The sequence below is a fragment of the Streptomyces sp. NBC_01477 genome, assembly GCF_036227245.1.
In the GTDB taxonomy this organism is placed as follows: Bacteria; Actinomycetota; Actinomycetes; order Streptomycetales; family Streptomycetaceae; genus Actinacidiphila.
In genome coordinates this window covers 7474985-7497393 of the sequence record NZ_CP109445.1, presented here as the reverse complement: position 1 = coordinate 7497393, position 22409 = coordinate 7474985, and the positions used below count along the sequence as shown (strand labels likewise).

General features: G+C 74.8%; 15 protein-coding genes, 1 pseudogene and 1 riboswitch. Of the genes and pseudogenes, 10 read left to right on the top strand and 6 right to left on the bottom strand.

Translation table 11 applies throughout. From position 1 onward, the window contains the following. Positions 1 to 52 precede the first annotated feature (52 nt). Complete coding sequence (locus OHA86_RS31970) at positions 53 to 706, bottom strand: LAETG motif-containing sortase-dependent surface protein (protein ID WP_329180922.1); 654 nt, start codon at positions 704 to 706, stop codon at positions 53 to 55. 212 nt (positions 707 to 918) lie between these two features. Between OHA86_RS31970 and OHA86_RS31965 the strand changes: the two genes are divergently transcribed. From OHA86_RS31965 to OHA86_RS31955, 3 genes are all read left to right on the top strand, one after another. Next, positions 919 to 1575, top strand: a complete 657-nt coding sequence (locus tag OHA86_RS31965; RefSeq protein WP_329180920.1) for a hypothetical protein — start codon at positions 919 to 921, stop codon at positions 1573 to 1575. Positions 1576 to 1924: 349 nt separating this feature from the next. Continuing rightward, a complete protein-coding gene (locus OHA86_RS31960; RefSeq protein ID WP_329180918.1) occupies positions 1925 to 4363 on the top strand; it encodes a galactose-binding domain-containing protein in 2439 nt (812 codons plus the stop codon). 44 nt (positions 4364 to 4407) lie between these two features. Continuing rightward, positions 4408 to 5412, top strand: coding sequence for an aldo/keto reductase family protein (locus OHA86_RS31955; RefSeq protein ID WP_329180916.1), 1005 nt, complete (start codon positions 4408 to 4410; stop codon positions 5410 to 5412). 207 nt (positions 5413 to 5619) lie between these two features. Here OHA86_RS31955 and OHA86_RS31950 read toward each other — a convergent pair whose 3' ends face one another. Then, entirely contained in the window at positions 5620 to 6849 is a 1230-nt protein-coding gene (locus tag OHA86_RS31950) for a transglycosylase family protein (RefSeq protein WP_329180914.1), read from the bottom strand. Positions 6850 to 7033: 184 nt separating this feature from the next. Here OHA86_RS31950 and OHA86_RS31945 point away from each other — a divergent pair, with 184 nt between their 5' ends. The 5 genes and pseudogenes from OHA86_RS31945 to OHA86_RS31925 all read left to right on the top strand — a co-directional run bounded on the left by OHA86_RS31945 (position 7034) and on the right by OHA86_RS31925 (position 14337). Then, positions 7034 to 8086 (top strand): LLM class flavin-dependent oxidoreductase, encoded by a 1053-nt coding sequence (locus OHA86_RS31945; protein ID WP_329180913.1) that lies wholly within the window; start codon positions 7034 to 7036, stop codon positions 8084 to 8086. A 409-nt stretch (positions 8087 to 8495) separates the two neighbouring features. Next, a complete protein-coding gene (locus tag OHA86_RS31940; RefSeq protein WP_329180911.1) occupies positions 8496 to 9701 on the top strand; it encodes a D-alanyl-D-alanine carboxypeptidase family protein in 1206 nt (401 codons plus the stop codon). Between the two features lie 343 nt (positions 9702 to 10044). Further along, complete coding sequence (gene rho, locus OHA86_RS31935) at positions 10045 to 11196, top strand: transcription termination factor Rho (RefSeq protein ID WP_329180909.1); 1152 nt, start codon at positions 10045 to 10047, stop codon at positions 11194 to 11196. Between the two features lie 218 nt (positions 11197 to 11414). Further along, positions 11415 to 11579, top strand: a pseudogene (locus tag OHA86_RS31930) (phytanoyl-CoA dioxygenase); the annotation flags it as partial. Positions 11580 to 11589: 10 nt separating this feature from the next. Then, positions 11590 to 14337: a helix-turn-helix transcriptional regulator gene (locus OHA86_RS31925; RefSeq protein WP_329180907.1), complete on the top strand. Its 2748-nt coding sequence runs from the start codon at positions 11590 to 11592 to the stop codon at positions 14335 to 14337. Positions 14338 to 14439: 102 nt separating this feature from the next. Here OHA86_RS31925 and OHA86_RS31920 read toward each other — a convergent pair whose 3' ends face one another. The 3 genes from OHA86_RS31920 to OHA86_RS31910 all read right to left on the bottom strand — a co-directional run bounded on the left by OHA86_RS31920 (position 14440) and on the right by OHA86_RS31910 (position 17751). After that, a complete protein-coding gene (locus OHA86_RS31920; RefSeq protein ID WP_329180905.1) occupies positions 14440 to 15264 on the bottom strand; it encodes a M23 family metallopeptidase in 825 nt (274 codons plus the stop codon). A gap of 5 nt (positions 15265 to 15269) precedes the next feature. Then, a riboswitch (cyclic di-AMP (ydaO/yuaA leader) is annotated at positions 15270 to 15459 on the bottom strand. 388 nt (positions 15460 to 15847) lie between these two features. Then, entirely contained in the window at positions 15848 to 16864 is a 1017-nt protein-coding gene (locus OHA86_RS31915) for a GNAT family N-acetyltransferase (RefSeq protein WP_329180903.1), read from the bottom strand. A gap of 257 nt (positions 16865 to 17121) precedes the next feature. Then, entirely contained in the window at positions 17122 to 17751 is a 630-nt protein-coding gene (locus OHA86_RS31910; protein WP_329180901.1) for a uridine kinase, read from the bottom strand. Between the two features lie 243 nt (positions 17752 to 17994). On the opposite strand from OHA86_RS31910, the gene OHA86_RS31905 reads away from it, so the two are divergent. Further along, the gene (locus tag OHA86_RS31905) at positions 17995 to 18189 is read left to right on the top strand and encodes a hypothetical protein (RefSeq protein ID WP_329182633.1); all 195 of its coding nucleotides are present in this window, start codon (positions 17995 to 17997) and stop codon (positions 18187 to 18189) included. A gap of 145 nt (positions 18190 to 18334) precedes the next feature. Beyond that, positions 18335 to 19918 carry a hypothetical protein gene (locus OHA86_RS31900; RefSeq protein WP_329180899.1) on the top strand — a complete coding sequence of 528 codons (1584 nt, stop codon included), beginning with the start codon at positions 18335 to 18337 and terminating at the stop codon, positions 19916 to 19918. A gap of 973 nt (positions 19919 to 20891) precedes the next feature. Here OHA86_RS31900 and yczR read toward each other — a convergent pair. Then, a complete protein-coding gene (gene yczR / locus OHA86_RS31895; protein WP_329180897.1) occupies positions 20892 to 22382 on the bottom strand; it encodes a MocR-like transcription factor YczR in 1491 nt (496 codons plus the stop codon). Between the last annotated feature and the right edge of the window lie 27 nt (positions 22383 to 22409).

Below are 22409 nucleotides of genomic sequence, written 5' to 3'. Positions count from 1 at the left end.
CATCACTGGCGCATTCCCCGGTCCGGCCTGCCGGCCGGTGGTGTCGGGCCGGTCAGCGGTGCGCCGAGGAGCCGCGCCTGCGGGTCCAGAGCACCAGGCCGCCGCCCGCCACCACGACGGCGACCGCGATACCCGCGATCATCGGCGTGGCGCTGGAACTGCCGGTCTCGGCCAGGTCGCCGCCGCCGGCCGCGGACGTGGTGCCCGCGACGACCGGAGCGTTGGTGGTGCCGGCCGGTACCGGGGCGGTGGTCGGCGCGGTCGTCCCGGGCGCGGTGGTCTCCGGGGCGGTGGTCGGCGGGGTGGTCGACGGCGTCACCGACGGGCTGGTGGGGGTGTCGCACACCGGCGAGACCTTGGTCTCGTCCACGTTGTACTTCTTGTTGTCACCGGCCTTGACCACCAGGCGCACGGTGAGCGGGCTGTCGTGCGCGGGCAGCGCTTCCGTGGCGTGGAAGCTGCCGCCGAAGTCCTCGTTGTCGGCCAGCGCGCCCTCGCCGCCGACGACGGTGAGCGACACCGAGTTCTGCACGTGCCTGCCGGTGCTGTAGTTCGTCAGGTCGACCTGCACCGAATTGCAGGTGACCGACCAGACCGGCGTGTGCGCCGAGGCCGGCGCCGCCAGCACGGCCGTACCGATCATGGCGGCCATTCCGGCCGCCGCTATGGCCGCGGATCTCCTGCGGCCCTGAACCGTCAATTTCATGAACCCTCCCATTACAGACCGGACTTCGCCCGTACGGCGCCCGCCCGCCGTTTTACTGTGGGACCGGGACGTTACACCCTGCCCTTCCCCGCGCTTTCACCGGGCGGCGCCCTTACGAATTCCGTAGCGAATTCAGCGGTGTTATCGCGGGCCGGGGTGTCGGCGGCCCGGGGTACGGTGCGGGCACGGCACCGAGGGCGGAGGGAGCGGCCATGGCCACGGCACTGACCACGGCCCAGCGGCGGGCGGTCACCGGTTCCGACCCGGCGACCGGGCGGCTGACCGCGCGGGCCGACGTGTGCGCGGCGCTGGCCGCGCGCGGGCTCGCGGTGCCGCACGGCCGCAGCGGGCACCACAGTTACTACCTGTCGCCGCAAGGGCTGCGGCTGCGGGCCGATCTGACGGCGGCCCGGCCCGACGTCCCGGCGCCCGGCCGGCCGGCGCCCGCCGCGGACACCTTCGCGGCCGACGACGGCACGGGGACGGCGCCGCCCGGCGGGGCGCGGCGGGCGGCCGAGGTGGCGACCGCGTGGGAGGGCCTGCTCCGGATCCGCTCACTGCTGCTGGACGGCGCGACGGATGTGCCCGCCCCCTGGGAGCGGGACCGGGCGGTGCACGCGGTCGCACTGGCCCTTGAGGCGGCCGGCTGCCCGCCGGCCGGCGCCGGCGGCGCGGGCTACGCGGTGACGGCCGGCGGCCAGGACGGGCTGCCCGAGGTCGCGTGGCGCGGCGCACCTGACGCGGAGACCGCCGCGCGGGCGCTCGCCCGCTGTGCGGACTGGCTGGGCCGGTACGGCTGGCAGTGCACCGAGCACCGCGCCCGTGGCGGCGCCCCCTTCCTGCTGGCCTCCCCCCGCAGGACCCGCTGACCTCGTCCCCCTCTTCTTCCTCAGCTGTTTCGGGATCCGGTTCCGCATCCCCGACAGCCCTGCCGTGCGGCCTGCCCGCCCGCCGGCCGGGACATGCGCAGGTGATCAAAAAATCTCTGCGTCCCGCCCCGTCTATGACGGTTGGGTGTCGTGAATATTGCGAAGAACCATCGCTGTTTTGCGCAGAGTTATGGACTTACTGCGGCGACGCTCGTAGTCTCTGCTGCGCCCCGGCCGGGCGATTCCGCCTTCCCCCCACCCCCGAGCCGCAAGGACTCTGCCTGTGTTGCACCCACCGCACAGCCCCGAGCAGACCCCCCAACGACGCCACAGGGCCAGACGCCGCGGTATGGCGGCCGTCCTGTCCTTCGCGGTGGCCGGCGCCGCCGCGCTGACCGCCGTCACGCTGGTGGGCGCCCCCACCGCGCACGCCGCGGGCGGTGTGCCCGCCCCCTCCCCCGTCGGCATCTCCGGCCGCGGCGCCAACGTGCCGTTCAAGGAGCTGGAGGCGGAGTACGCCAATACCAACGGCACGCTCATCGGCCCCGACCGGCTGTACGGCCACCTGCCGTCCGAGGCCTCGGGCCGCCAGGCGGTCACGCTCAACGCGGTAGGCCAGTACGTGGAGTTCACGCTGACCGCGCCGGCCAACGCGGTGTCGCTGCGCTACAGCCTGCCGGACAGCGCCGACGGCAAGGGCCGCAGCTCCACCCTGGACGTCCAGGCCAACGGGCAGTCGGTGAAGACCCTGCCGGTGACGTCCAAGTACAGCTGGTTCTACGGGGGCTACCCGTTCAACAACAACCCCGGTGACACCAACCCGCACCACTTCTACGACGAGTCCAGGACGCAGTTCGGGACCACCTACCCGGCGGGCACCAAGATCAGGTTCCAGGTGACGTCGACCGCGCAGTCGCCGTCCTTCACCATCGACCTCGCCGACTTCGAGCAGGTGGCCGCGCCCATCGCCAAGCCGGCCGGCGCGATCGACGCGGTGGCCGACTACGGGGCCGACCCGACCGGCGCCACCGACTCCACCGCCAAGATCCAGGCGGCGGTCAACGCGGGCCAGGCGCAGGGCAAGGTCGTCTACGTTCCGCAGGGCAACTACACCCTCTACGACCACGTGATCGTGGACGGCGTGACCGTCCAGGGCGCCGGTCCCTGGTACACCGTCTTCGGCGGCCGCGACCCGGTCAACCGCAACCGCGCGGCCGGCTTCTACGGCAAGTACGCGGCGAACGGCGGCTACGGCGGGCCGGTCCGCCCGCAGGAGGCCGGCGGTCCGAGCAAGAACGTCACGCTCAAGGACTTCGCCATCATCGGCGACATCCAGGAGCGGGTGGACGACGACCAGGTCAACGGCATCGGCGGCGCCATGTCGAACTCCACCATCGACGACCTGTGGATCCAGCACGTCAAGGTCGGCGCCTGGATGGACGGTCCGATGGACCACTTCACCATCAAGAACAGCCGCATCCTCGACACCACGGCCGACGGCGTGAACTTCCACTCCGGCGTGACCAACTCGACCGTCACCAACACCTTCGTGCGCAACGTGGGTGACGACGGTCTGGCCTCGTGGCCGGAGAAGGCGCCGAACGTCAGCGACAGCTTCGACCACAACACCGTCATCCTGCCGATCCTGGCGAACAACATCGTCACGTACGGCGGCAAGGACTTCAATCTGTCCGACAACGTCATGGCGGACACCATCAGCAACGGCGGCGGCCTGCACATCGCCAACCGCTACCCGGGCGTCAACGGCGGCGGCCCCAACGGGGTCTCCGGCACGATCACCGCGGCCCGCAACACGCTGATCAGAACCGGCAACAGCGACTACAACTGGCAGTTCGGCGTCGGCGCCATCTGGTTCGACGGCCTCCAGGGCGTGGTCAACGCCAACATCCAGATCAGTGACACCGACATCCTCGACAGCTCCTACGAGGCGATCCAGACCATCGAGGGCGGCGTCATCGGCGCCACCTTCAAGAACATCAACATCGACGGGGCCGGCACCTACGCCATCCAGGCGCAGGCCGCGGCGCAGATGACCTTCATCAACGTCAAGGCCAAGAACATCGGCCAGGCCGCCACCCCGATCCACAACTGCGTCGGCAACGTCCTGCAGATCACCGACGGCGGCGGCAACTCCGGCTGGAACACCGGCCAGACCTGCACCGGCACCTGGCCCGCCCCGATCTGGACCAACAGCGGTGTGCCCACCGGCGGCAGCGGCGGCGGCACCACGGGCGGCGGCACGACCCCGCCGACCACCCCGCCCACCACGCCGCCGACGACACCTCCGACGACGCCGCCCACCACTCCCCCGACGACGCCGCCGACGACCCCGCCGACCACTCCGGCCAACAGCAACCTGGCGCTGGGCCGCCCGGTCAGCGACACCGGCCACGCCGACGTCTACACCGCGGGCAACGCGGTCGACGGCAACGCCAACAGCTACTGGGAGAGCACCAACAACGCCTTCCCGCAGTCGATCACCGTCGACCTCGGCGCGGCCAGGACCGTCGGCCGCGTCGTGATCAAACTGCCCCCGGCCACCGCCTGGGCCACCCGCACCGAGACCCTCTCCGTGCTCGGCTCCACCAACAACAGCACCTGGACCACCCTGAAGAACTCGGCCGGCTACACCCTCAACCCGGCCACCGGCAACACCGCCACCATCACCCTGACCCCCACCAGCACCCGCTACCTGCGGCTGACCATCACCGGCAACACCGGCTGGCCGGCGGGCCAGCTGTCCGAGCTGGAGGCCTACGCCTCCTGAGCCGCCTTCTCCGCGTGCCGGGGTGACGATTAAGGTCCAGGACCATGGAATACCGTCACCTCGGCCGCAGCGGCCTGATCGTCAGCGAGATCGCCTACGGAAACTGGCTCACCCACGGCTCCCAGGTGGAGGAGGACGCGGCCACCGCGTGCGTACGCGCCGCGCTGGACGTCGGCATCACCACCTTCGACACCGCCGACGTCTACGCGCAGACCCGCGCGGAGTCCGTACTCGGCAGGGCGCTGAAGGGTGAGCGCCGCGAAGGCCTGGAGATCCTCACCAAGGTCTTCTGGCCCACAGGCCCCGGTCGCAACGACCGGGGCCTGTCGCGCAAGCACATCATGGAGTCGATCGACAACTCGCTGCGACGGCTCCAGACCGACCACGTCGACGTCTACCAGGCCCACCGCTACGACCGGTTCACCCCGCTCGAAGAGACGATGGAGGCCTTCGCCGACGTCGTGCACTCCGGTAAGGCGCACTACATCGGCGTGTCGGAGTGGACCGCGGACCAGATCCGCCGCGGCCACGCGCTGGCGCGCGAGCTGCGGATCCCGCTGGTGTCCAACCAGCCGCAGTATTCCGCGCTGTGGCGGATCATCGAGGGCGAGGTCGTGCCGGCCTCGGAGGAGCTGGGCCTCGGCCAGGTCGTGTTCTCACCGATCGCGCAGGGCGTGCTCACCGGCAAGTACCTGCCGGGCCAGCAGCCGCCGGAGGGCTCGCGGGCCACCGACGACAAGGGCGGCGCCAACATGATCAACCGCTGGATGCGGGACGATCTGCTGGCCCGGGTCCAGGAGCTCAAGCCGCTGGCCGCCGACGCGGGCCTCTCGCTCGCGCAGCTCGCGGTGGCCTGGGTGCTGCAGAACCCCAATGTCTCGGCCGCCATCGTCGGCGCGTCCCGCCCCGAGCAGGTCGCGGAGAACGCCAAGGCGTCCGGCGTCCGGATCGACGCCGAGGTCATGGCGAAGATCGAGCAGATCCTCGAACCGGTCGCGGTGACCGACCCGGTCAAGGTGCACGACAACGTCCCCACGGCCCGGCCGTAGCGTACGGCGGCGCGCGGCCGGGGCGTACGGCCGCGCGCCCCGCCGCCGTGGGAGGGCCACCCGGGCGACGACCGTACGGCCGGGGCTGTCCCGGCCGCTGCCGCCGCTGAGCGCCTGAACGCCTTGAGCGCCTTGAGCGCCTTGAACGTCTTGAGCGGACCCTGCGGCCGGCCCGGGACGCCCGGCAGTCGCCAGGACGCCCGGCGGTCAGACCGAGACGCCGTGGGCGCGCAGATACCGCAGCGGGTCGATGTCGTCGCCGTAGACCGGGCCCGTCCTGATCTCGAAGTGCAGGTGCGGGCCGGTGACGTTCCCGGTCGAGCCGGACCGCGCGATCCGCTGGCCCTCGGTGACGTGCTGGCCGACCTTGACCGAGATCTGCGACAGGTGGCCGTACTGGCTGTAGTGCCCGTCCGCGTGCAGGACCACCACCTGGTAGCCGTACGAGCCGCCCCAGCCGGCCGTGACGACCTTGCCCGCGGCGACCGAGTGCACGGCGGTGCCGGTCGGGACCAGGAAGTCCATACCGGTGTGGTGGCCGCTGGCCCAGTGGCTGCCGGACGCGTCGTACGGCGTCCCGAGCTTGGCGTGCACCGGCAGGGTGTAGCCGGTGTGCGGGGCGGCGACGGGCTTGGTGTGGGCCGAGGCGGGGGTGACGGTCTTCTTCGGGGCGGCCTTGGGCTTCGGGGCCGCCTTGGGCGCCGGCTTCGGCGCGGCCTTCGCGGGCGCGGCCGGCGGGGCGGTCAGGGCGAGGCGCTGGCCCGGAATGATCAGATCGGGGTCGCTGCCGACGACCGAGCGGTTGTCGGCGTAGAGCCGCGGCCAGCCGCCCCTGACGTGCTGGTCGGCGGCGATCCCCGACAGCGTGTCGCCGGAGGCGACCGTGTAGCGGTCGTGCGCCGCCGGGCGGGCCGGCGCTTTGGCCTGCGTCTTCGCCGGCGCCTTGGCGGGGGCCTTCACCGGCGCCTTGGCGGGGGCCTTCACCGCGGTGGTGTGCTTCTTCGCCACGGGCTTGATCTTCGCCGCCGGCACGTGCACGGCGTGCGACGCCGTGGCCGCCTGCCGGGTGAGCCCGGCCCGTATCGAGCAGACCGGCCAGGCGCCGGGGCCCTGGCTGCGCAGCACCTTCTCGGCCACCGCTATCTGCTGGTTCTTCGTGGCGAGGTCCGCGCGGGACGCGTAGCTGCCGCCGCCGAAGGACTTCCAGGTGGAGGTGGTGAACTGCAGGCCGCCGTAGTAGCCGTTGCCGGTGTTGACGTGCCAGTTGCCCGACGACTCGCAGTTGGCGACCTTGTCCCACACGCCCGCCGATTCCGCGTGCGCGCTGCTCAGGCCGATCAGCGGGAGCGCGAGGCCCGCGCCGCCCGCGGTGACGGTCAGTGAGGCCTGGGAGACCCGGCTCGGGCGATAACGGCGGTGACGACCGCGTAAGGGCATAGCACGAGTCCTTCCCCAGGACCGGCCCGGCGCCGCGCTCCGCGACCCGGGCTGCCGTATGCCCGATTGGCCGGGCGCGCCACAGATTAGGCCCGGCCCGGGCGCGCCACAAGGGCGCACAGCACGTGTGCGCCCCCGTACGGCCGCGGGTGTCCGGGAATCACCGGCGGGCGTGGGCGTTGGAATGAGGGTGAGTTCCGTACTGCGCGACACGCCGTTCTCGGTCCTCGACCGGTCGAGGGTCCGGGAGGGCGAGGACGCCCCGCGGGCGCTGCGCGACACGGTGGCCCTCGCCCGCGAGGCCGAGGCCATGGGCTTTCACCGCTTCTGGGTCGCCGAGCACCACGGGGTGCCGGGGGTGGCCGGCTCCGCGCCCACGGTCCTGGCCGCCGCGGTCGCCGCGGCCACCTCGCGGATCCGGGTCGGTACGGGCGGGGTGATGCTGCCCAATCACCAACCACTGGTCGTGGCCGAGCAGTTCGGCGTACTCGAATCGCTCTTCCCCGGCCGCATCGACATGGGCCTCGGCCGCTCGGTCGGCTTCACCGACGACGTCCGGCGGGCACTGGGGCGCGGCAAGGACGCGGCGGGGGCGTTCGGGGAGCAGCTGACGGAGCTGCTCGGCTGGTTCACCGGCGACCGGGCCGCGCACCCGCGGGTGCGCGCGTGGCCCGCGGAAGGGCTGCGCCCGGCGCCCTTCCTGCTGGCCACCGGCAGCGGAGCGGACCTCGCGGCGCAGCTGGGACTGCCGCTGGTCATCGGCGGTATCCGCGGCGAGGACGCGATGCTGCGGGCGGTCGACCGCTACCGGGCCGCCTTCCGCCCCTCGGCCTGGGCGGACGCGCCCCACGTCGTGCTCTCCGGTACGGTCGCGGTCGCGCCCTCGGCCGCGGAGGCCCGCCGCATGCTGATCCCCGAGGCCTGGTCGACGGCGTACTCGCGCACCCACGGCGTCTTCCCCCCGCTCGCGCCGGCCGAGGCGATCGAGGCGATGACGATGACCGCCGCGGAGCGGGGCCGCTTCGACGCGGCGCTGGCCGGGCAGGTGCACGGTGCTCCAAGTGAGGTGGCGGCGGCTCTCTCCTCGCTGCTCGGGCGCAGCGGGGCGGATGAATTCCTGGTGACGACCAGTACGTATGACCGCCGTCGGCTGATCGACTCCTACCGGCTTCTGGCCGGCGTCCTCTCCCTGCCTCCCGCAGAGGGTCCCGTACACCCCGGGCCGGCTGCCGGCTGAGCCCGGCTTCCTCCTCCGGAGAGGCCAACCCGCAGGCGATTCCCCGCCGCAGAGGGCAACCCCCAGGGGTGCGGTGAACGGCGCGGCCGGCCCCCATCGGGGTCGGATCGCCACCGGCCCGGAAAGATCGCCACCGGCCCGGAAAGGCTGTCCGGTCCGCTCCGGACCACCCGCCGACGGCGGGCTGCCCGCGCCGTTCCCCGCGCCCTTGCCGGGGCACGGTGGGGCCGCGGACAGGTCGTGCCCTCCGGAGGTGCGCCCTCGCGCGGCAGGGGTGCGGTACAGCTCGCGCGCCCCCGGAGGGGATCGGCTGGTCGGAGCAGAGGTCGTTCACCCGGGGGTGGCAAGCCTGGCCCGGATGGGCCTCGTCACCGCGCCCGCGAGCTGACCGCGTTCATACGGTGAGCGTATGAGCAACCGCCGCGCAGCCGCCCGCGTCCGCCGCCGCGTCGCCGCCGTGTTCGGGGCGGCGTGCTGCCTGGGCGTGCTCGCGGCGCCGGCCCAGGCCGCGGACGGGGGGCCGGCCGCGCAGGCCGGCGGGGCGCTGCTCGCCGAGCCCGGCGTGCATGTGGACCGCGAGGACGGCGCCCCCGAACTGCCCTCCGGCATCTCCGCCCTGTCGTGGACCGTCTCCGACGCCAGGACCGGCCAGGTCCTCGCCGCGAAGAACGCGCACCGCCGGCTTCCGCCCGCCTCCACGCTCAAGACGCTCTTCGCGGTGACGGTGCTCCCCCGCTTCCCCGCCGACCAGGCCCATACGGTCACCGATCACGACCTGACCGGCATCGGCGCGGGCAGCAGCATGGTCGGCGTGCAGGCCGGGCAGACGTACACCGTCGCCGACCTGTGGCGCGGCGTCTTCCTCGCGTCGGGCAACGACGCGGTGCACGTCCTGGCGCACATGAACGGCTCGGTGTCGCAGACGGTGGCTCAGATGCAGGCCAAGGCGCGGATGCTGGGCGCCGACGACACGCATGTCGTCTCCCCCGACGGCTACGACAACCCCGGCCAGGTCTCGTCCGCCTACGACCTGGCGCTGTTCGCCCGCGCGGGCCTGGGCAACCGCGACTTCGCCGCCTACGCCTCGACGGCGTCCGCGCAATTCCCCGGCGGCTACGACGCGCACGGCGTGTTCGTGAAGTCGTTCGGCATCCAGAACACCAACCGGCTGCTGACCGGCGCGGGCGGCGTCCATCCGTACGAAGGGCTGATCGGGGTGAAGAACGGCTACACCAGCAACGCGGGCAACACCCTGGTCGCCGCCGCGACCCGGCAGGGCAGGACGCTGATCGTCACCGTGATGAACCCGCAGTCGGGCGTGCCGCAGGCGGTCTACACGGAGGCGGGCAAGCTGCTCGACTGGGGCTTCGCCGCCGCGGGGCACACCGCCTCCGTGGGCACGCTGAACGCCGCGCCGACCGCGTACCACCTGGCGGGCGTCCCCGCGCAGGCCCCGGTGCCAGCCCAGCGGCACCCGCGCCCGGCGCCCGCGCCCGCCGCGCACTCCTCGAACGCCTCGGCGCGGGCCTGGTACGTGGGCGGCGGGCTGGCCGTGCTGGCGGCCGGCTCCGTGCTGCTGCTGCGGCGCAGGACCGGCGGCGGCCGGAACCGGTGACGGCGGACCGCCCGGCGCCGCCCCGGGCGCCGCGGATCGCGTGCTACAGTTCGAGTAGCACATGTCTGCGCCCTCTTTTCAGCGGCGCCGGTGCTGGTTCCGAAATCCCATCGCCCGTCGGCAATCCTGTCCGGCCCGGTGGTTCTTCTCCGCAATCCTGAGAGTGCGGTCCCCCATAGCCCCACACCCAGTGATGTGCGCCGGTTCGCCCCCAGCGCCGTGGCGAGATGCCGCGGCCCGGGCCACCGGGCGACGTCCGCGGTCGCGGAGCGTGACGAGTCCGCTCGCGCCGCACACCCCGCTTTCCCCTCTTCTTCTTCCGTCCGCGAAAGGACGACTTTTCATGACCGACATTCTTGAGCGGCCGGACGTACGGCCGCAGACATCCGCCCGCGTGGCGGGTGTCCTCGACATCCAGGGCGCCGGCGGCCAGGGCCGCCTGCGCACCTCCGGGTGGCACGCGGCCCCCGGCGACGTCCAGATCTCCGCGGCGCAGATCCGCAGGGCGGGCCTGCGCCGGGGGGACCTGGTGGAGGGCACGGCCCTGCGGCCCGGCGTCCTCGGCGACGTCACACTGGTCAACGGTGTGCCGGCCCGGCACGGCCGGCCGCACTTCGCGGACCTGACGCCGCTTCACCCCCGGGAGCGGCTGCGGCTGGAGAGCCCGCTGCTCAAGGGCTCGGGCGCGCTGTCCGGCCGGCTGATGGACCTGGTCTCGCCGGTCGGCAAGGGCCAGCGCGGTCTGATCGTGGCCCCGCCGAAGGCGGGCAAGACCATCCTGCTGCAGAACATCGCGGCGGCGATCGCCGCCAACCACCCGGAGTGCCACCTGATGGTGGTGCTGCTGGACGAACGCCCGGAAGAGGTCACCGACATGCGGCGCGGTGTGCGCGGCGAGGTGCTCTCCTCGACCTTCGACCGGCCCGCGAAGGAGCACATCGCGCTGGCCGAGCTGGCGGTGGAGCGGGCCAAGCGGCTGGTGGAGCTGGGGCAGGACGTGGTGATCCTGCTGGACTCGCTGACCCGGCTGTGCCGGGCGCACAACACGGCGGGCGCGAGCAGCGGCCGTACGCTGTCCGGCGGTGTGGACGCCGCCGCGCTGCTGGCGCCGAAGCGGCTGTTCGGCGCGGCGCGGCTGGCCGAGGAGGGCGGGTCGCTGACCATCCTGGCGACCGCGCTGGTGGACACCGGGTCGCGGGCCGACAACTTCTTCTACGAGGAGTTGAAGGGCACCGGCAACATGGAGCTGCACCTGGACCGTTCGCTGGCCGAGCGGCGGATCTTCCCCGCGGTGGACGTGACCGCCTCCGGCACCCGGCGGGAGGAACTCCTGCTGCCGGCCGGTGAATTGTCCGTGATCCGCGGGCTGCGGCAGGTGCTGCACGGCCGGGACGCGCAGTCCGGCCTGGACGTACTGCTGGACAAGCTGCGCAGGACGCCGGACAACGCGGCCTTCCTGCGCCAGGTGCAGTCCACCGTTCCCACCGGCGGCTGACCGGCAGGGCCGCCCGCGTACGACCCCGCGACCGGCCGGCGCGGCGGGCGGACGCGGGGCGGAAATCCGGTGGCCGCGGGTGTCCGGGGCGGATGATGATCGGACCCATGGACCAGGCGCACGACACGGCCGCCGGTGCGGCGATGACGGAGGCCTTCCTGCGGGACGGCTTCGTGAAGATCGAGGGCGCCCTCCCTGCGGCGACCGCACAGGAGTGCGCGGCGCAGCCCAACCACGGCACCAGGCCGCGCTTCCTGGCGCAGCCGCCGCTCTGTCCGGCGGCGCCGCTGGAGCTGGAGCGGGCCGACGGGGCGTACACACCGGTGGAGCCGGCGATCCGGCGGGGGCTCGCCGGGGCGGACCGCGGCGGGCCGATCGGTTAGCGTGCTGGGCATGCTGCACGGACGGGACGGGGAGGCCGCGGCGCTGCGTGTCCTGCTCGACGACGCGCGGGCCGGGCGCAGCGGGGTGCTGGTGCTGCGCGGGGAGGCCGGGATCGGCAAGACCGCGCTGCTCGAACACGCGGTGGCCGCGGCCGGCCCGATGACGGTGGTACGCGGCTCGGGCGTCGAATTCGAGGCCGAACTCCCCTTCGCCGGAATCCAGTTGCTGCTGCGTACCGCGCTGGGCTCGCTGGACGCGCTGCCCGAGCCGCAACGGCGGGCGCTGCGGGCCGCCTTCGGGCTGGCGACCGAGGGGGCCGGCGAGCCGATGTTCGTCGGGCTCGCGGTGCTGTCGCTGCTGTCGGAGCACGCGGGGGACGGGCCGCTGCTGTGCGTGGTGGACGACGCCCAGTGGCTGGACCGGGCGTCCACCGACGCGCTGCTGTTCGCCGCCAGGCGGCTGGACGCGGAGGGCATCGCGATGGTCTTCGCCGCGCGGGACGGCGAGGGCGCCTTCACCGCGTCCGGGCTGCCCGAGCTGCGCCCGGCCGCGCTGGACGAGGCCGCGGCCGGCGCGCTGCTCGCCGACCGGGCGGGGCCGCTCGCGGAGCCGGTACGCCGCCGGGTGCTCGCCGAGGCGCAGGGCAATCCGCTGGCGCTGCTCGAACTTCCGGTCGGCCTGCGCGGTACGGACGCGGGCGCGGCTTCGGCGGGGACGCTGCCGCTGACCAGCCGGCTGCAACTGGCCTTCCACGGCCGGGTCAGCCATCTGCCGCGGGCCACCCAGACGCTGCTGCTGGTGGCCGCCGCCGACCACACCGGCGAGCTGGGCACGATCCTGCGGGCCGCGGCCGATCTGGGCGCGGGCGTCGCGGACCTGCCGCCCGCGCAGGACAACGGGCTCGTCACGGTGGACGGCACCGCGCTGCGGTTCCGCCACCCGCTGGTGCGGGCCGCGATCCACCAGCGGGCCGCGCTGCCCGAACGCCTCGCCGCCCACCGCGCCCTGGCCCGCGCCGCCGACCCGCGGCGCGACCCGGACCACCGGGCCTGGCACCTGGCCGCCGCCGCGACCGGCCCCGACGAGGAGGTGGCGACCGCGCTCGAACAGACCGCGAGCCGCGCCGGGGAACGCAGCGGGCACACCGCGGCAGCCGCCGCCTACGACCGTGCCGCGCGCCTGAGCACCGACCCGGGCGCCCGGCTGCGCCGGCTGCTGCTGGCGGCGGAGTCCGCCTCGGAGGCGGGCGAGATCCCGCGTGCCCGCACCTTCGCGGAGGAGGCCGCCCGCGCGGCGGCCGCCCCCGGCGCGGACCCCGCCGGACAGGCGGCGGCGCGGACCTTGCACGTACGGGGGCTGGCCGGCTTCTGGGAGGGCGACTTCCCCGGGGCGCACCGGATGCTCATCGAGGGCGCCGCGCTGGTCGCCGGGACCGATCCGGCGCGGGCGGCGCGGATGCTGGTGCAGGCCACGCACACCGCGTGGTATCTCGGCGCGGAGGAGGTCGCCGACACCGTCGAGCGGCTGGCGGCGCTGCGGCTGCCCGCCGGCGCCCCGATCCTGCCGGTCGCCGGCTTCCTGACCGGTGCGCTGGGCCGGGGGGCCGCCGGCCGGGTGCCGCCGGCCGTCGGCGAGGCCGCCGCGGCGGCGCGGGCGGCGCACGGCGGGCGGGTGGACCCGCGGGATCTGGTGATGCTGTGCGGGGTGGGCCTCACCCTCGGCCAGGACGCCCAGTCGCACGAGCTGACCACGGCGCTGGCCGCGGAGAGCCGGGAGAGCGGCGGGGTGGGGCGGCTCACCACGATCATGTTCTTCCGCGCGGAGGCGGAGATCTTCGACGGCCGCTACGGCGACGCGGCGGCGACCGCCGCGGAGGGGCTGCGGATCGCGGCGGACACCGGCCAGCGGCAGTGGGTGAGCCAGCTGAGCAGCGCCCTGGCGCACATCGCCGCGCTGCGCGGCGACGAGGACGGCTGCCGCCGCATGGTGGACGCGGCCCTCGCGGGCGGCTCGGGTACGGCGATGGCGCCGGGCGCGCCCTGGGCGTACTGGTCGCAGGGCCTGCTGGACCTGGGGCTCGGCCGCGCCCGGGCGGCGCTGGACCGGCTCGCGCTGCTCGGCGAGGAGTCGGTGCGCCACCACATCTGCGCGACCCGCAGTGTGCCCGACCTGGTGGAGGCCGCGGTCCGGGTCGGCGAGCCCGGGCGGGCGGACGCGTCCTTCGCCCGGTTCGAGGCGTGGGCGGCGCGGTCCTGCCAGGAGTGGGCGGCGGCGCTGGTGGCCCGCTGCCGGGCGCTGCGGGCGCCGGACACGGGCGCGGAGGCGTACTTCCACGAGGCGCTGGCGGCGCACGACCCGCACCGGCGGGCCATGGAGTCGGCCCGCACCGAGCTGCTGTACGGGGAGTGGCTGCGGCGGGCGCGGCGCAAGAACGAGGCCCGGGTGCGGCTGCGCGGCGCCCTGGACACCTTCGAGCGGCTCGGCGCGCGCCCGTGGGCGGACCGGGCGCGCGGTGAGCTGGGCGCGGCGGGCGGCACGGTGCCGGAGGCGGCCGGGGACGGCGGCCCGGTGGACGCGGCGGCGGGGCTCACTCCGCAGGAGTCGCAGATCGTGCGGCTGGCCGCGGAGGGCCTGTCGAACAAGGACATCGCGGCCCGGCTGTTCCTCAGTCCGCGGACGGTCGGCTACCACCTCTACAAGGCGTATCCGAAGCTCGGTGTGGTCTCGCGCGGCGAACTGGCCGGGATGTTCGGGTAGCCGGGACCGAAGGATGACGCCGGGGAGCGGCCGGGGAAAAGGCGGTGCCCGCCCGGGGATGGAATCCGGGCGGGCACGTTCTCGGGGGGTCGCGCCGAAGGGTCAGACGGTGACGCCGTGCGCCGCGAGGTAGGCGACCGGGTCGATGTCGGAGCCGTAGTCCGGGGTGGTGCGCACCTCGAAGTGCAGGTGCGGCCCGGTGACGTTGCCGGTCGCGCCGGAGATGCCGATCTCCTGGCCTGAGGTGACGGTCTGGCCGACCGAGACCACCGGGTTGGTCAGGTGCCCGTACAGGGTGTACTTGCCGTCGGCGTGCTGGATGATCACGTCGTTGCCGTAGGCGCCGTCCGCGCCGGCGTGCACCACGGTGCCCGCGGCCACCGAGTGGACCGGGGTGCCGCTGTCGACCAGGAAGTCGACACCGGTGTGGTAGCCGGAGGACCAGTTGGAGCCTTCGGCGTGGTACTGCGTACCGATCGCGGCGTCGCCGACCGGCTTGCTGTAGGCGGCGGAGCTGGCGGCCTTCACGGCGGCGGCGGGCGCCGCCTTCGCGGCCGGGGCGGACGCGGTCTTCGCCGCCGGGGCCGGGGCGGCCTTGACCGGGGCGGTGTTCAGCGTGAGGTGCAGGCCGGGCCGGATCAGGCCGGGGTTGGCGCCGATGACCTTCTTGTTGGCCTCGTAGAGCGGCTTCCAGCCGCCCTTGACGTGGTGGGCGGCGGCGATCTTCGCCAGCGTGTCGCCGGGGACCACGGTGTACTGCTGGGCCTTGGCGGACACGGCCGGCGCCTTGGCCGGCTCGGCGGCCGACGCGTGGGCGACGCCGACCAGCGGCACCACGAGGGCGGCGCCTCCGGTGCCCGCGGCGATGCACACGCGGGTGAGGCGGTTGAGTGAGCGGGGCTTGCGGTGCTGTCCCTTTGCGGGCATGGGGGATTTCCTCTCCTACGCCTGCGAGGTGAGCTGTCGGGTTCGGGCAGGAGATGCCCGGCCGCGGTCCGCCGTGGTCGCGCTGTGCGGTGCGCGTACGGCGGTGCGGCTTCACCCCGAGCCGTCCGGGTCCTCCCGGACGGCGGCTTACCCGGGTCCCCCGCTCCTGCCCTGAATGCTCGGCTGTTCCGGTGACCGGGCGGCGGCAGGATTCGGCGTTCCGCCCGGCGGATCTCGCGGACGTCCGGCCCGCGGTAGGGCGAAGCTAGACGACGCCCCGAGCGGCGGGCAACCAAACGCGGCATGCCGCACCATTCCGCCCGTACCGGTGGTTACTCCTCGCCACCCGGGCGCACCGGTACGTGTGCGCGCCGGTCACGGCGGGTCGAGCGGCGGGGTGCGCGGGGTGAGAAACGGGCCGCGCTGTGAACAGCGGGTGGTCCGGGGAAGCCGGACCGTGTTCACACCATGACGCCGGTCACACGACGAGCCGGAGGTGACCCGCATCACCGTGAAATGCCGGATTTGTACAGCTATTTCGGATGTGTCATGAGTCGCGGACGACGGGACGCCGGTCCGCCCGTCAGTAGCTGCCCGGCGCTCCGCCGATCCGCGCGTCCAGCGTCCTGCTGAGCCGGTAGCCCACCGGCCGGAAGCCGACCGCGGGCCAGTGCCCGGCGGCCAGCGGGGACGCGGAGTGCCAGCGGGCCGACATGTAGCGGTGGCCGCCGTCGTAGGCCCAGGCCAGCGCGGTGGCCAGCAGCACCCGGCTGATGCCCTCGCCGCGCGCGGCGGGCGCCACGTACGCCTCGGCGAGTTCGACGCAGGACTCGGGTGTCACCGGGTCGGCGACGGCCGGGACGACCAGCACCATGGCGATCTCCTCGCCCCTGCGGGACGCGATCCAGGCGCCGCAGCGCGGGTCGGCGAGCGCGTCGGCGTAGTGCAGCCGCAGCGCGGCGAGCGCGCCCTCCGGCTGCGGCTGGAACATCGCCGACTCGCGCTGCCGCCGCGAGGACTCGGCGGCCATCCGGCCGATCTGCGGCAGGTCGCCGGGGCCGGCCCGGCGGATGCCGAGGCCGTCGACGCCGCGCGGCTGGCGGCCCCTGGCCTTGACCGCCATCAGGCCGTGCACCAGCTCGCGCCCGAAGCCGAGGTCGGACCAGGGGGCGGTGGCGATCTCGCCGGCCGGCACCTGTACGTAGTGGACCAGACGGCGGTCGGCGACCAGCCGGTCGGCGATCCTGGCGTACAGCGAGCGCAGCACCTCGGTCTCCCGGCCGCCGGGCAGCGCGTGGCCGCCGTAGGGGACCAGGGCGGAGCGCGGGTGGGTGCGCAGCGCCGCCGGGTCGTCCGGGTCGAGGGTGACCGGCTGGGCGGCGAGGTAGCCGATCAGATTGCCGTCGCCGTCCAGCGCGCGGCAGGATTCGAGGCCGGGCACGGCGTGCAGCTTGCCCACCAACTCGTCGCCGCGCACGGGTCCGTCCGCCAGCCAGGACCGCTGGGAGGGGGGGAGCCGGGCACGCGAGAACCAGCGGTCGTAGCGCTGCACGGCCAGGGGTATGTGCTCGGCGGTCAGCGGCGCGGTGGCGACAGTCATGGTGTTCGAGGACGCTAGCGGGGCGCGCACCCCCAGGGCAAGGCGGGACGTCCCGGGGCCGCCGGCCGGTGCGGGGCGGGGACTTCAGCCGGTCCGGGCCAGGGTGCGGCGCCCGTTTGCCGCGCTGGTCCGGGCCGGGGCGCGGCACCCGTCACCGCGCCGGTCCGGGCCGGGGCGCGGCGCCCGTTTGCCGCGCCGGTCCGGGCCGGGGCACGGCACCCGTTCGCCGCGCCGGTCCCGGTACGGCGCGCCTGCCCTCAGCCGGTCCAGGCCGGGTGCCGCGGGTCGTCGGCACGCACCAGGACATCGGCGCTCTCCTCCGGCAGCGCCTCGCGGGCGTAGCGCTCGTAGGCGGGCAGCGTCCAGTGCTCGGCCGCCTCCGTGCGCCGCTCCAGCGCGGCCCGCGACAGCCGCAGATGGACCGTCAGGTCCAGCGGCAGGCCCTGGCCGAGCAGCAGCGGGCCGTCCAGCACCAGGACGCCGCCGGGCGGCAGCGTCACGTATTCCGCCCGGGTGGAGCGGTCGGTGCCGGGGTCGCGCAGCGACGGCAGGGCGCGGCCGGTGCCCCCGGGGCCCAGCGGGTCGAGCACCTCGCGGCGCAGGGCGCCGGTGTCCAGCCACAGCTGGTAGTACGCGTCCACGTCCTCGTGCCCGTACTCCAGGCGCTGCGAGGCGGGCCGCCAGAAGCCGGCCGAGCGCACCCTCAGCACGGGGTGGCCGAGCGCGGGCAGCGCGGCGGCCAGCGCGTCCGCGAGGTCGGCGGTGCCGGCGGCGGGCGCGCCGTCCACCGCGACGCGCCACCAGGGGCCCGCGGGCGGCGGCGCCGCGGTGATCCGGTCGGCGAGGGCTTCGGCGAGCCGGGGCCAGGTGATCGGGGTGAGCTGCACACGGCCATCCTGCCGGAGCGGACCGGCCGCACGGCGTGCGGACGCCGGCTCACTCGTTCGGGCGGGATCGGCCGGGGCGCGGCGGGGCGGGGGCGCGGCGGCATCCGGGCCGACTCGTCCGGGCTTCCACCCTCGTGGGCCAAATTATCTACAAATCACCCATTTGCCACCGAGCGGGATTCATGACTTTTTGTGACTCTTGAAGAACTCATGGTGACCGTCCCCAGCACCCAGGAGAAAGCAATGATCCTGTCGATCTCCGGCGTCGTCCTGCTCGGCGTCGTCGTCTTCCTGTTCTTCCGCAAGGACGGGCTGAAGGTGTCCCACGGCATCGTCAGCGCTCTCTTCGGCTTCTACCTCGCGAGCACCGCCATCGCTCCGAGCATCACCGCGGGCGGCGCGAGCCTGGCCGGCATGCTGAGCGGGATCAAGATCTAGCCCGCCGTCCACGGCAGACGGCGCACATGTCACCCCCGGACCCGGGAGCGGTCGCCCCGCTCCCGGGTCGCTTTCGGCCCCTCCCCCTCCGCCCCGCCGCGCGTCCCCCGCGGTCCCCGCACCCGAGTCACCCCATGGAGCAACCGTGGCCAGGCGTCCCCTTCCCAGCATCCTGAGCAGCCGACCGGCGCTCGTCCGCAGCCGCGACCTGGCGCGCAGCGCCGCCGACGGCGCCTCCGACGTCCTGCACCCGGTCATCACCATCGCCCGCGGCATGCGCCGGCAGGCGGCCTGGACCGGCGACTGGTGGGCCCGCACCCCCAAGGACCGGCGCGGCCCCGCGCTGCTGCTGGCCGCCGCCGGCGCGGTGGTCGTGGTGATGATGCCGTACGGCCCGCTGCTGGCCGTCGCCGCGCTGGCCGCGTCCGCGGCGTGGATGGGCCGGGACCGCACCCCGGCGGCGGCCGGGCCGGGCGAGGCGGAGACCGCGCGGCTGCAGTCGCTGTACGAGGCGCTGGTTCCGTACCTGTCCGACCCGGCCGACCCGGCGCCGCTCTACACCTACGACGGCAGCTGGGCGAAGGCGTTCGGCTCCTACGACTTCGAGGCCGGCCGGCTGGTGCGGCTCGACCTGCGCTACCCGGCGTACTTCACCGACGGCGAGGCCGACTCGCGTACCCGGGTGGAGCAGCTGCTGCACGCCAAGGCCGGGCGGGGCAGGGAGTACCGCTTCGACTGGAACGAGGAGGACAACCACCTCGTCCTCACCGCGCTGCCGCCGCTGCCCACCGACATCGTCGCCCAGCGCTTCGTCACCGCGCCCGGCGAGACGGTGCTCGGCTTCACCGACGCCGAGGCCGTACCGCGGACCGTGCCGGTCGCCGGGAGCGGCGAGCAGACCAGGGACGCGCCGCCGGTGGTGTGGCGCACCGGGGCGCGCTCCACCGAGCCGCACCTGCTGGCGCTCGGCCAGCCCGGCACCGGGACGACCAGCCTGCTGCGGTCCATCGCGCTCCAGTCGCTGGTGCACGGCGACGTCGTCATCGTGGACGGCAGCGGCACCGGTGAGTACGCGTGCCTGACCGGGCGGCCCGGTGTACTCGCGGTCGAGGACGGGCTGCTCGGCGCGTCCGCCACGCTGGAGTGGGCCACGCACGAGACCGAGCGGCGGCTCATCGCGGTCAACCGCGCCCGGCAGGCGGGCCGGCCGGTGGACGAGGACGCGCGCCGCCCGCTGTGGATCCTGGTCGACCGGCCGACCGCGCTGAGCCAGCTGGCGCTGGCGGAGGGGCGGCCCGACCCGCAGCTGCTGCTGGACGTACCGCTGCGGCACGGTCGTACGGTCAACGTGGCCGTCGCGGTGGCCGATCAGCTCGACGCGACGGAGGCGCTGGCGCCGGTCGTGATCGCCCACACCCGCGCGCGGGTGGTGCTGGGGCGGCTCGCCCCCGAGCACGTCGAGGCCGTGCTGGGCGCCGCGCAGCGCACCACGCCGGCCGCGGACGCCCCGCCCGGGCGCGGTTACGCCCGGCTCGGCACCGGGCCCGTCCTCCGCCTCCAGGTGCCGGCGACGCCCGATCCGTACGACGACGAGACGACGTCCCCGCAGCGGGAGGCCGTGCTGTCCCTCCTCCCCGGCGCCACCCCCGACCCGGCCCCGGCGCCCGACCCCGCCCCCGCGCTCCTCCGCAAGGAGGCCGTCATCCGCACCGTCGCCGACCTCGGTTGACCAAGGTCGGCGTTCCCCTCGCCCCCCGGGCACCCACCCGCTACCGCGGGGTTCGGGGGCTGCTGCTTCCCCCGGGCGCCCTTCCGCTGACGCGGGTTCTGCGGTTCCACGGCGTGAAGGGGGCGCCCTTCCCCGGGCACGGGGCTGGGGGGTACTGCGTCCCCGGGTTGCCCTCCCCGGGCACGGGCCTGCGGTTCCACCGCGTGAGGCAGCGCCCTTCCGCTGACGCGGGCTCGGGGTACCGCTACGTCACCGGGTGGCCTACCGCTGACGCGGGTTCTGCGGTTCCACGGCGTGAAGGGGGCGCCCTTCCCCGGTACACGGAGCTGGGGGGTACTGCGTCCCCGGGTTGCCCTCCCCGGGCACGGGCCTGCGGTTCCACCGCGTGAGGCAGCGCCCTTCCGCTGACGCGGGCTCGGGGTACCGCTACGTCACCGGGTGGCCTACCGCTGACGCGGGTTCTGCGGTTCCACGGCGTGAAGGGGGTGCCCTTCCCCGGTACACGGAGCTGGGGTGACGCCACGTCACCGGGTGCCCGTCCCCCGGGCACGGGCTCGGGGTACCGCTACGTCACCGGGTGGCCGTCCGCGGACACGGGGCTGGGGTACCGCCACGTCACCGGGTGGCCTACAGGGGCGCGGGGAACTGCGCGGCCAGCCACGACCCACCGTCGTGTGCGGACGGACCGCACGCCACCAGGGGCGCGGGGAACTGCGCGCTCAGCCCCCGCCGGGGCGCGGGTCGTCACCGGCCGAAAGGAACTGTTGCTGTCGCATCCGGACCACCGGCCGGTGGGTGGTTGCTCGCGCAGTTCCCCGCGCCCCTGGGGGGCGCCCCCTTGCGGAAGGGGAGCCGTCGGACCCCCGTCCCCGGGGGATGCGTACCCGGCGACGCAGCGGCACCCGGCCCGCGCGCGGGGAGGCGTACCCCTTTGCGGGAGGGGAACCGCACAACCGCCGCGCCCCCGGAGGGGCTAGGCGACGAAGAGGCCCGTGGCCTCTGCGTCGGGCGCCGCGCCCGAACGGACGAGATCCGCCGCCGCGGCGAGCCGCATCGCCGCCTCCACCGCCGTCGTGCCGCTGACCGTGAAGGGGATCCGGACGTAGGACTCGAAGGCGCCGTCCACGCCGAAACGGGGTCCCGAGGGCACGCGGACGCCCAGGCGCTCGCCGGCCACGGCGACCCGGGAGCCGGAGACGTCCCCGGTGCGTACCCACATCGTCATACCGCCGCGCGGCACCGTGAAGTCCCACCCGGGAGTCCGCTCGCGCAGCGCCGCCGCGAGGTCGTCGCGGCATTCGCGGGCCCGCGCCCGCCGGGTGGCCAGCGCCTGGTCCCAGCCGCCGCCCCGCAGCAGCCAGGCGACGGCGAGCTGGTCGACGACCGGCGAGCCGAGGTCGAGGTAGGCGCGGGCCGAGACCAGCCGCCGCACCACGTCGGGCGTGGACCTGACCCAGCCGATCCGCAGCCCGGCCCACACCGCCTTACTGGCGGAGCCCACCGTCATCACGGTCCCGCCGCGGTCGAACGCGGCCATCGGACGTACGCCCGACTCCGCACCGTCCAGGGTGAGTTCGGCCATCGTCTCGTCGGCCACGACCACCGTGCCCGCGGCCCGCGCCGCCTCGACCAGCTCGCGCCGCTCCTCGTCGCCGATCAGCGTCCCCGTCGGGTTGTGGTAGTCCGGCATCACGTACGCCATCCGCGGTGCCGCGTCCCGCAGCACCCGGCGCCACGCGCCCACGTCCCAGCCGCCGAGGCCCTCGCGCAGCGCGACCGGCACCAGCCGCGCCCCGGTCTCGCGGAACAGCTCCAGCACATTGGCGTAGCTGGGCGACTCCACGGCGACCCGCTCGCCGAAGCCGACCACCCGCCGGGCCGCGGCACCGATCGCCCCCATCGCCCCGGTGGTCACCATGATCTGCTCGGGCATGGTCGGCACGCCCTGCGCGGTGTAGCGGTCGGCGATGGCCTCGCGCAGCACCGGCAGGCCCGCGGGGAAGTCGCCGTGGGTGGCGGCGTACGCGGGCAGTTCGGCGAGGGCGCCCTGCATGGCGCGGGTCAGCCAGGGCTCGGGCGCGGGCAGCGCGGCGCAGCCGAGGTCGATGACGGAGCCCGCGGCGTCCGGCGGCAGCGGCTCCAGGCTGCGGGTGGGCAGCACATGCCCCTCGGGGATCGCCGTCCAGCTCCCGGCGCCGCGCCGCGACCGCGCGAAGCCCTCGGCGCGCAGCGCCTCGTACGCCGCCGCCACGGTGGTCCTGCTGACCCCGAGCGCGAGCGCCAGCTCCCGCTCTGCGGGCAGCCTGGCCGCGACCTGGACCCGGCCTTCGAGCACCAGCAGCCGTACCCCGTCGGCCAGTCCGCGGTAGGCGGGCAGCTTGCGGCCGCCACCGCCGGCCGGCGGTCCCGGCTCCAGGAGCCGGGCCAGATGTGCCGCGCTCACCGACGCAGTCCACTGCGACATGTAATTCAGTCCACCTTCCGCGGATTG

Bases quoted from the DNA above. Each gene is read 5' to 3' on its own strand.
- OHA86_RS31960 (WP_329180918.1), top strand. From the start codon at position 1,925: ATGGCGGCCGTCCTGTCCTTCGCGGTGGCCGGCGCCGCCGCGCTGACC.
- OHA86_RS31950 (WP_329180914.1), bottom strand. From the start codon at position 6,849: ATGCCCTTACGCGGTCGTCACCGCCGTTATCGCCCGAGCCGGGTCTCC.
- OHA86_RS31955 (WP_329180916.1), top strand. From the start codon at position 4,408: ATGGAATACCGTCACCTCGGCCGCAGCGGCCTGATCGTCAGCGAGATC.
- rho (WP_329180909.1), top strand. From the start codon at position 10,045: ATGACCGACATTCTTGAGCGGCCGGACGTACGGCCGCAGACATCCGCC.
- OHA86_RS31915 (WP_329180903.1), bottom strand. From the start codon at position 16,864: ATGACTGTCGCCACCGCGCCGCTGACCGCCGAGCACATACCCCTGGCC.
- OHA86_RS31905 (WP_329182633.1), top strand. From the start codon at position 17,995: ATGATCCTGTCGATCTCCGGCGTCGTCCTGCTCGGCGTCGTCGTCTTC.
- OHA86_RS31940 (WP_329180911.1), top strand. From the start codon at position 8,496: ATGAGCAACCGCCGCGCAGCCGCCCGCGTCCGCCGCCGCGTCGCCGCC.
- yczR (WP_329180897.1), bottom strand. From the start codon at position 22,382: ATGTCGCAGTGGACTGCGTCGGTGAGCGCGGCACATCTGGCCCGGCTC.
- OHA86_RS31920 (WP_329180905.1), bottom strand. From the start codon at position 15,264: ATGCCCGCAAAGGGACAGCACCGCAAGCCCCGCTCACTCAACCGCCTC.
- OHA86_RS31925 (WP_329180907.1), top strand. From the start codon at position 11,590: ATGCTGCACGGACGGGACGGGGAGGCCGCGGCGCTGCGTGTCCTGCTC.
- OHA86_RS31970 (WP_329180922.1), bottom strand. From the start codon at position 706: ATGAAATTGACGGTTCAGGGCCGCAGGAGATCCGCGGCCATAGCGGCG.
- OHA86_RS31965 (WP_329180920.1), top strand. From the start codon at position 919: ATGGCCACGGCACTGACCACGGCCCAGCGGCGGGCGGTCACCGGTTCC.
- OHA86_RS31945 (WP_329180913.1), top strand. From the start codon at position 7,034: ATGAGGGTGAGTTCCGTACTGCGCGACACGCCGTTCTCGGTCCTCGAC.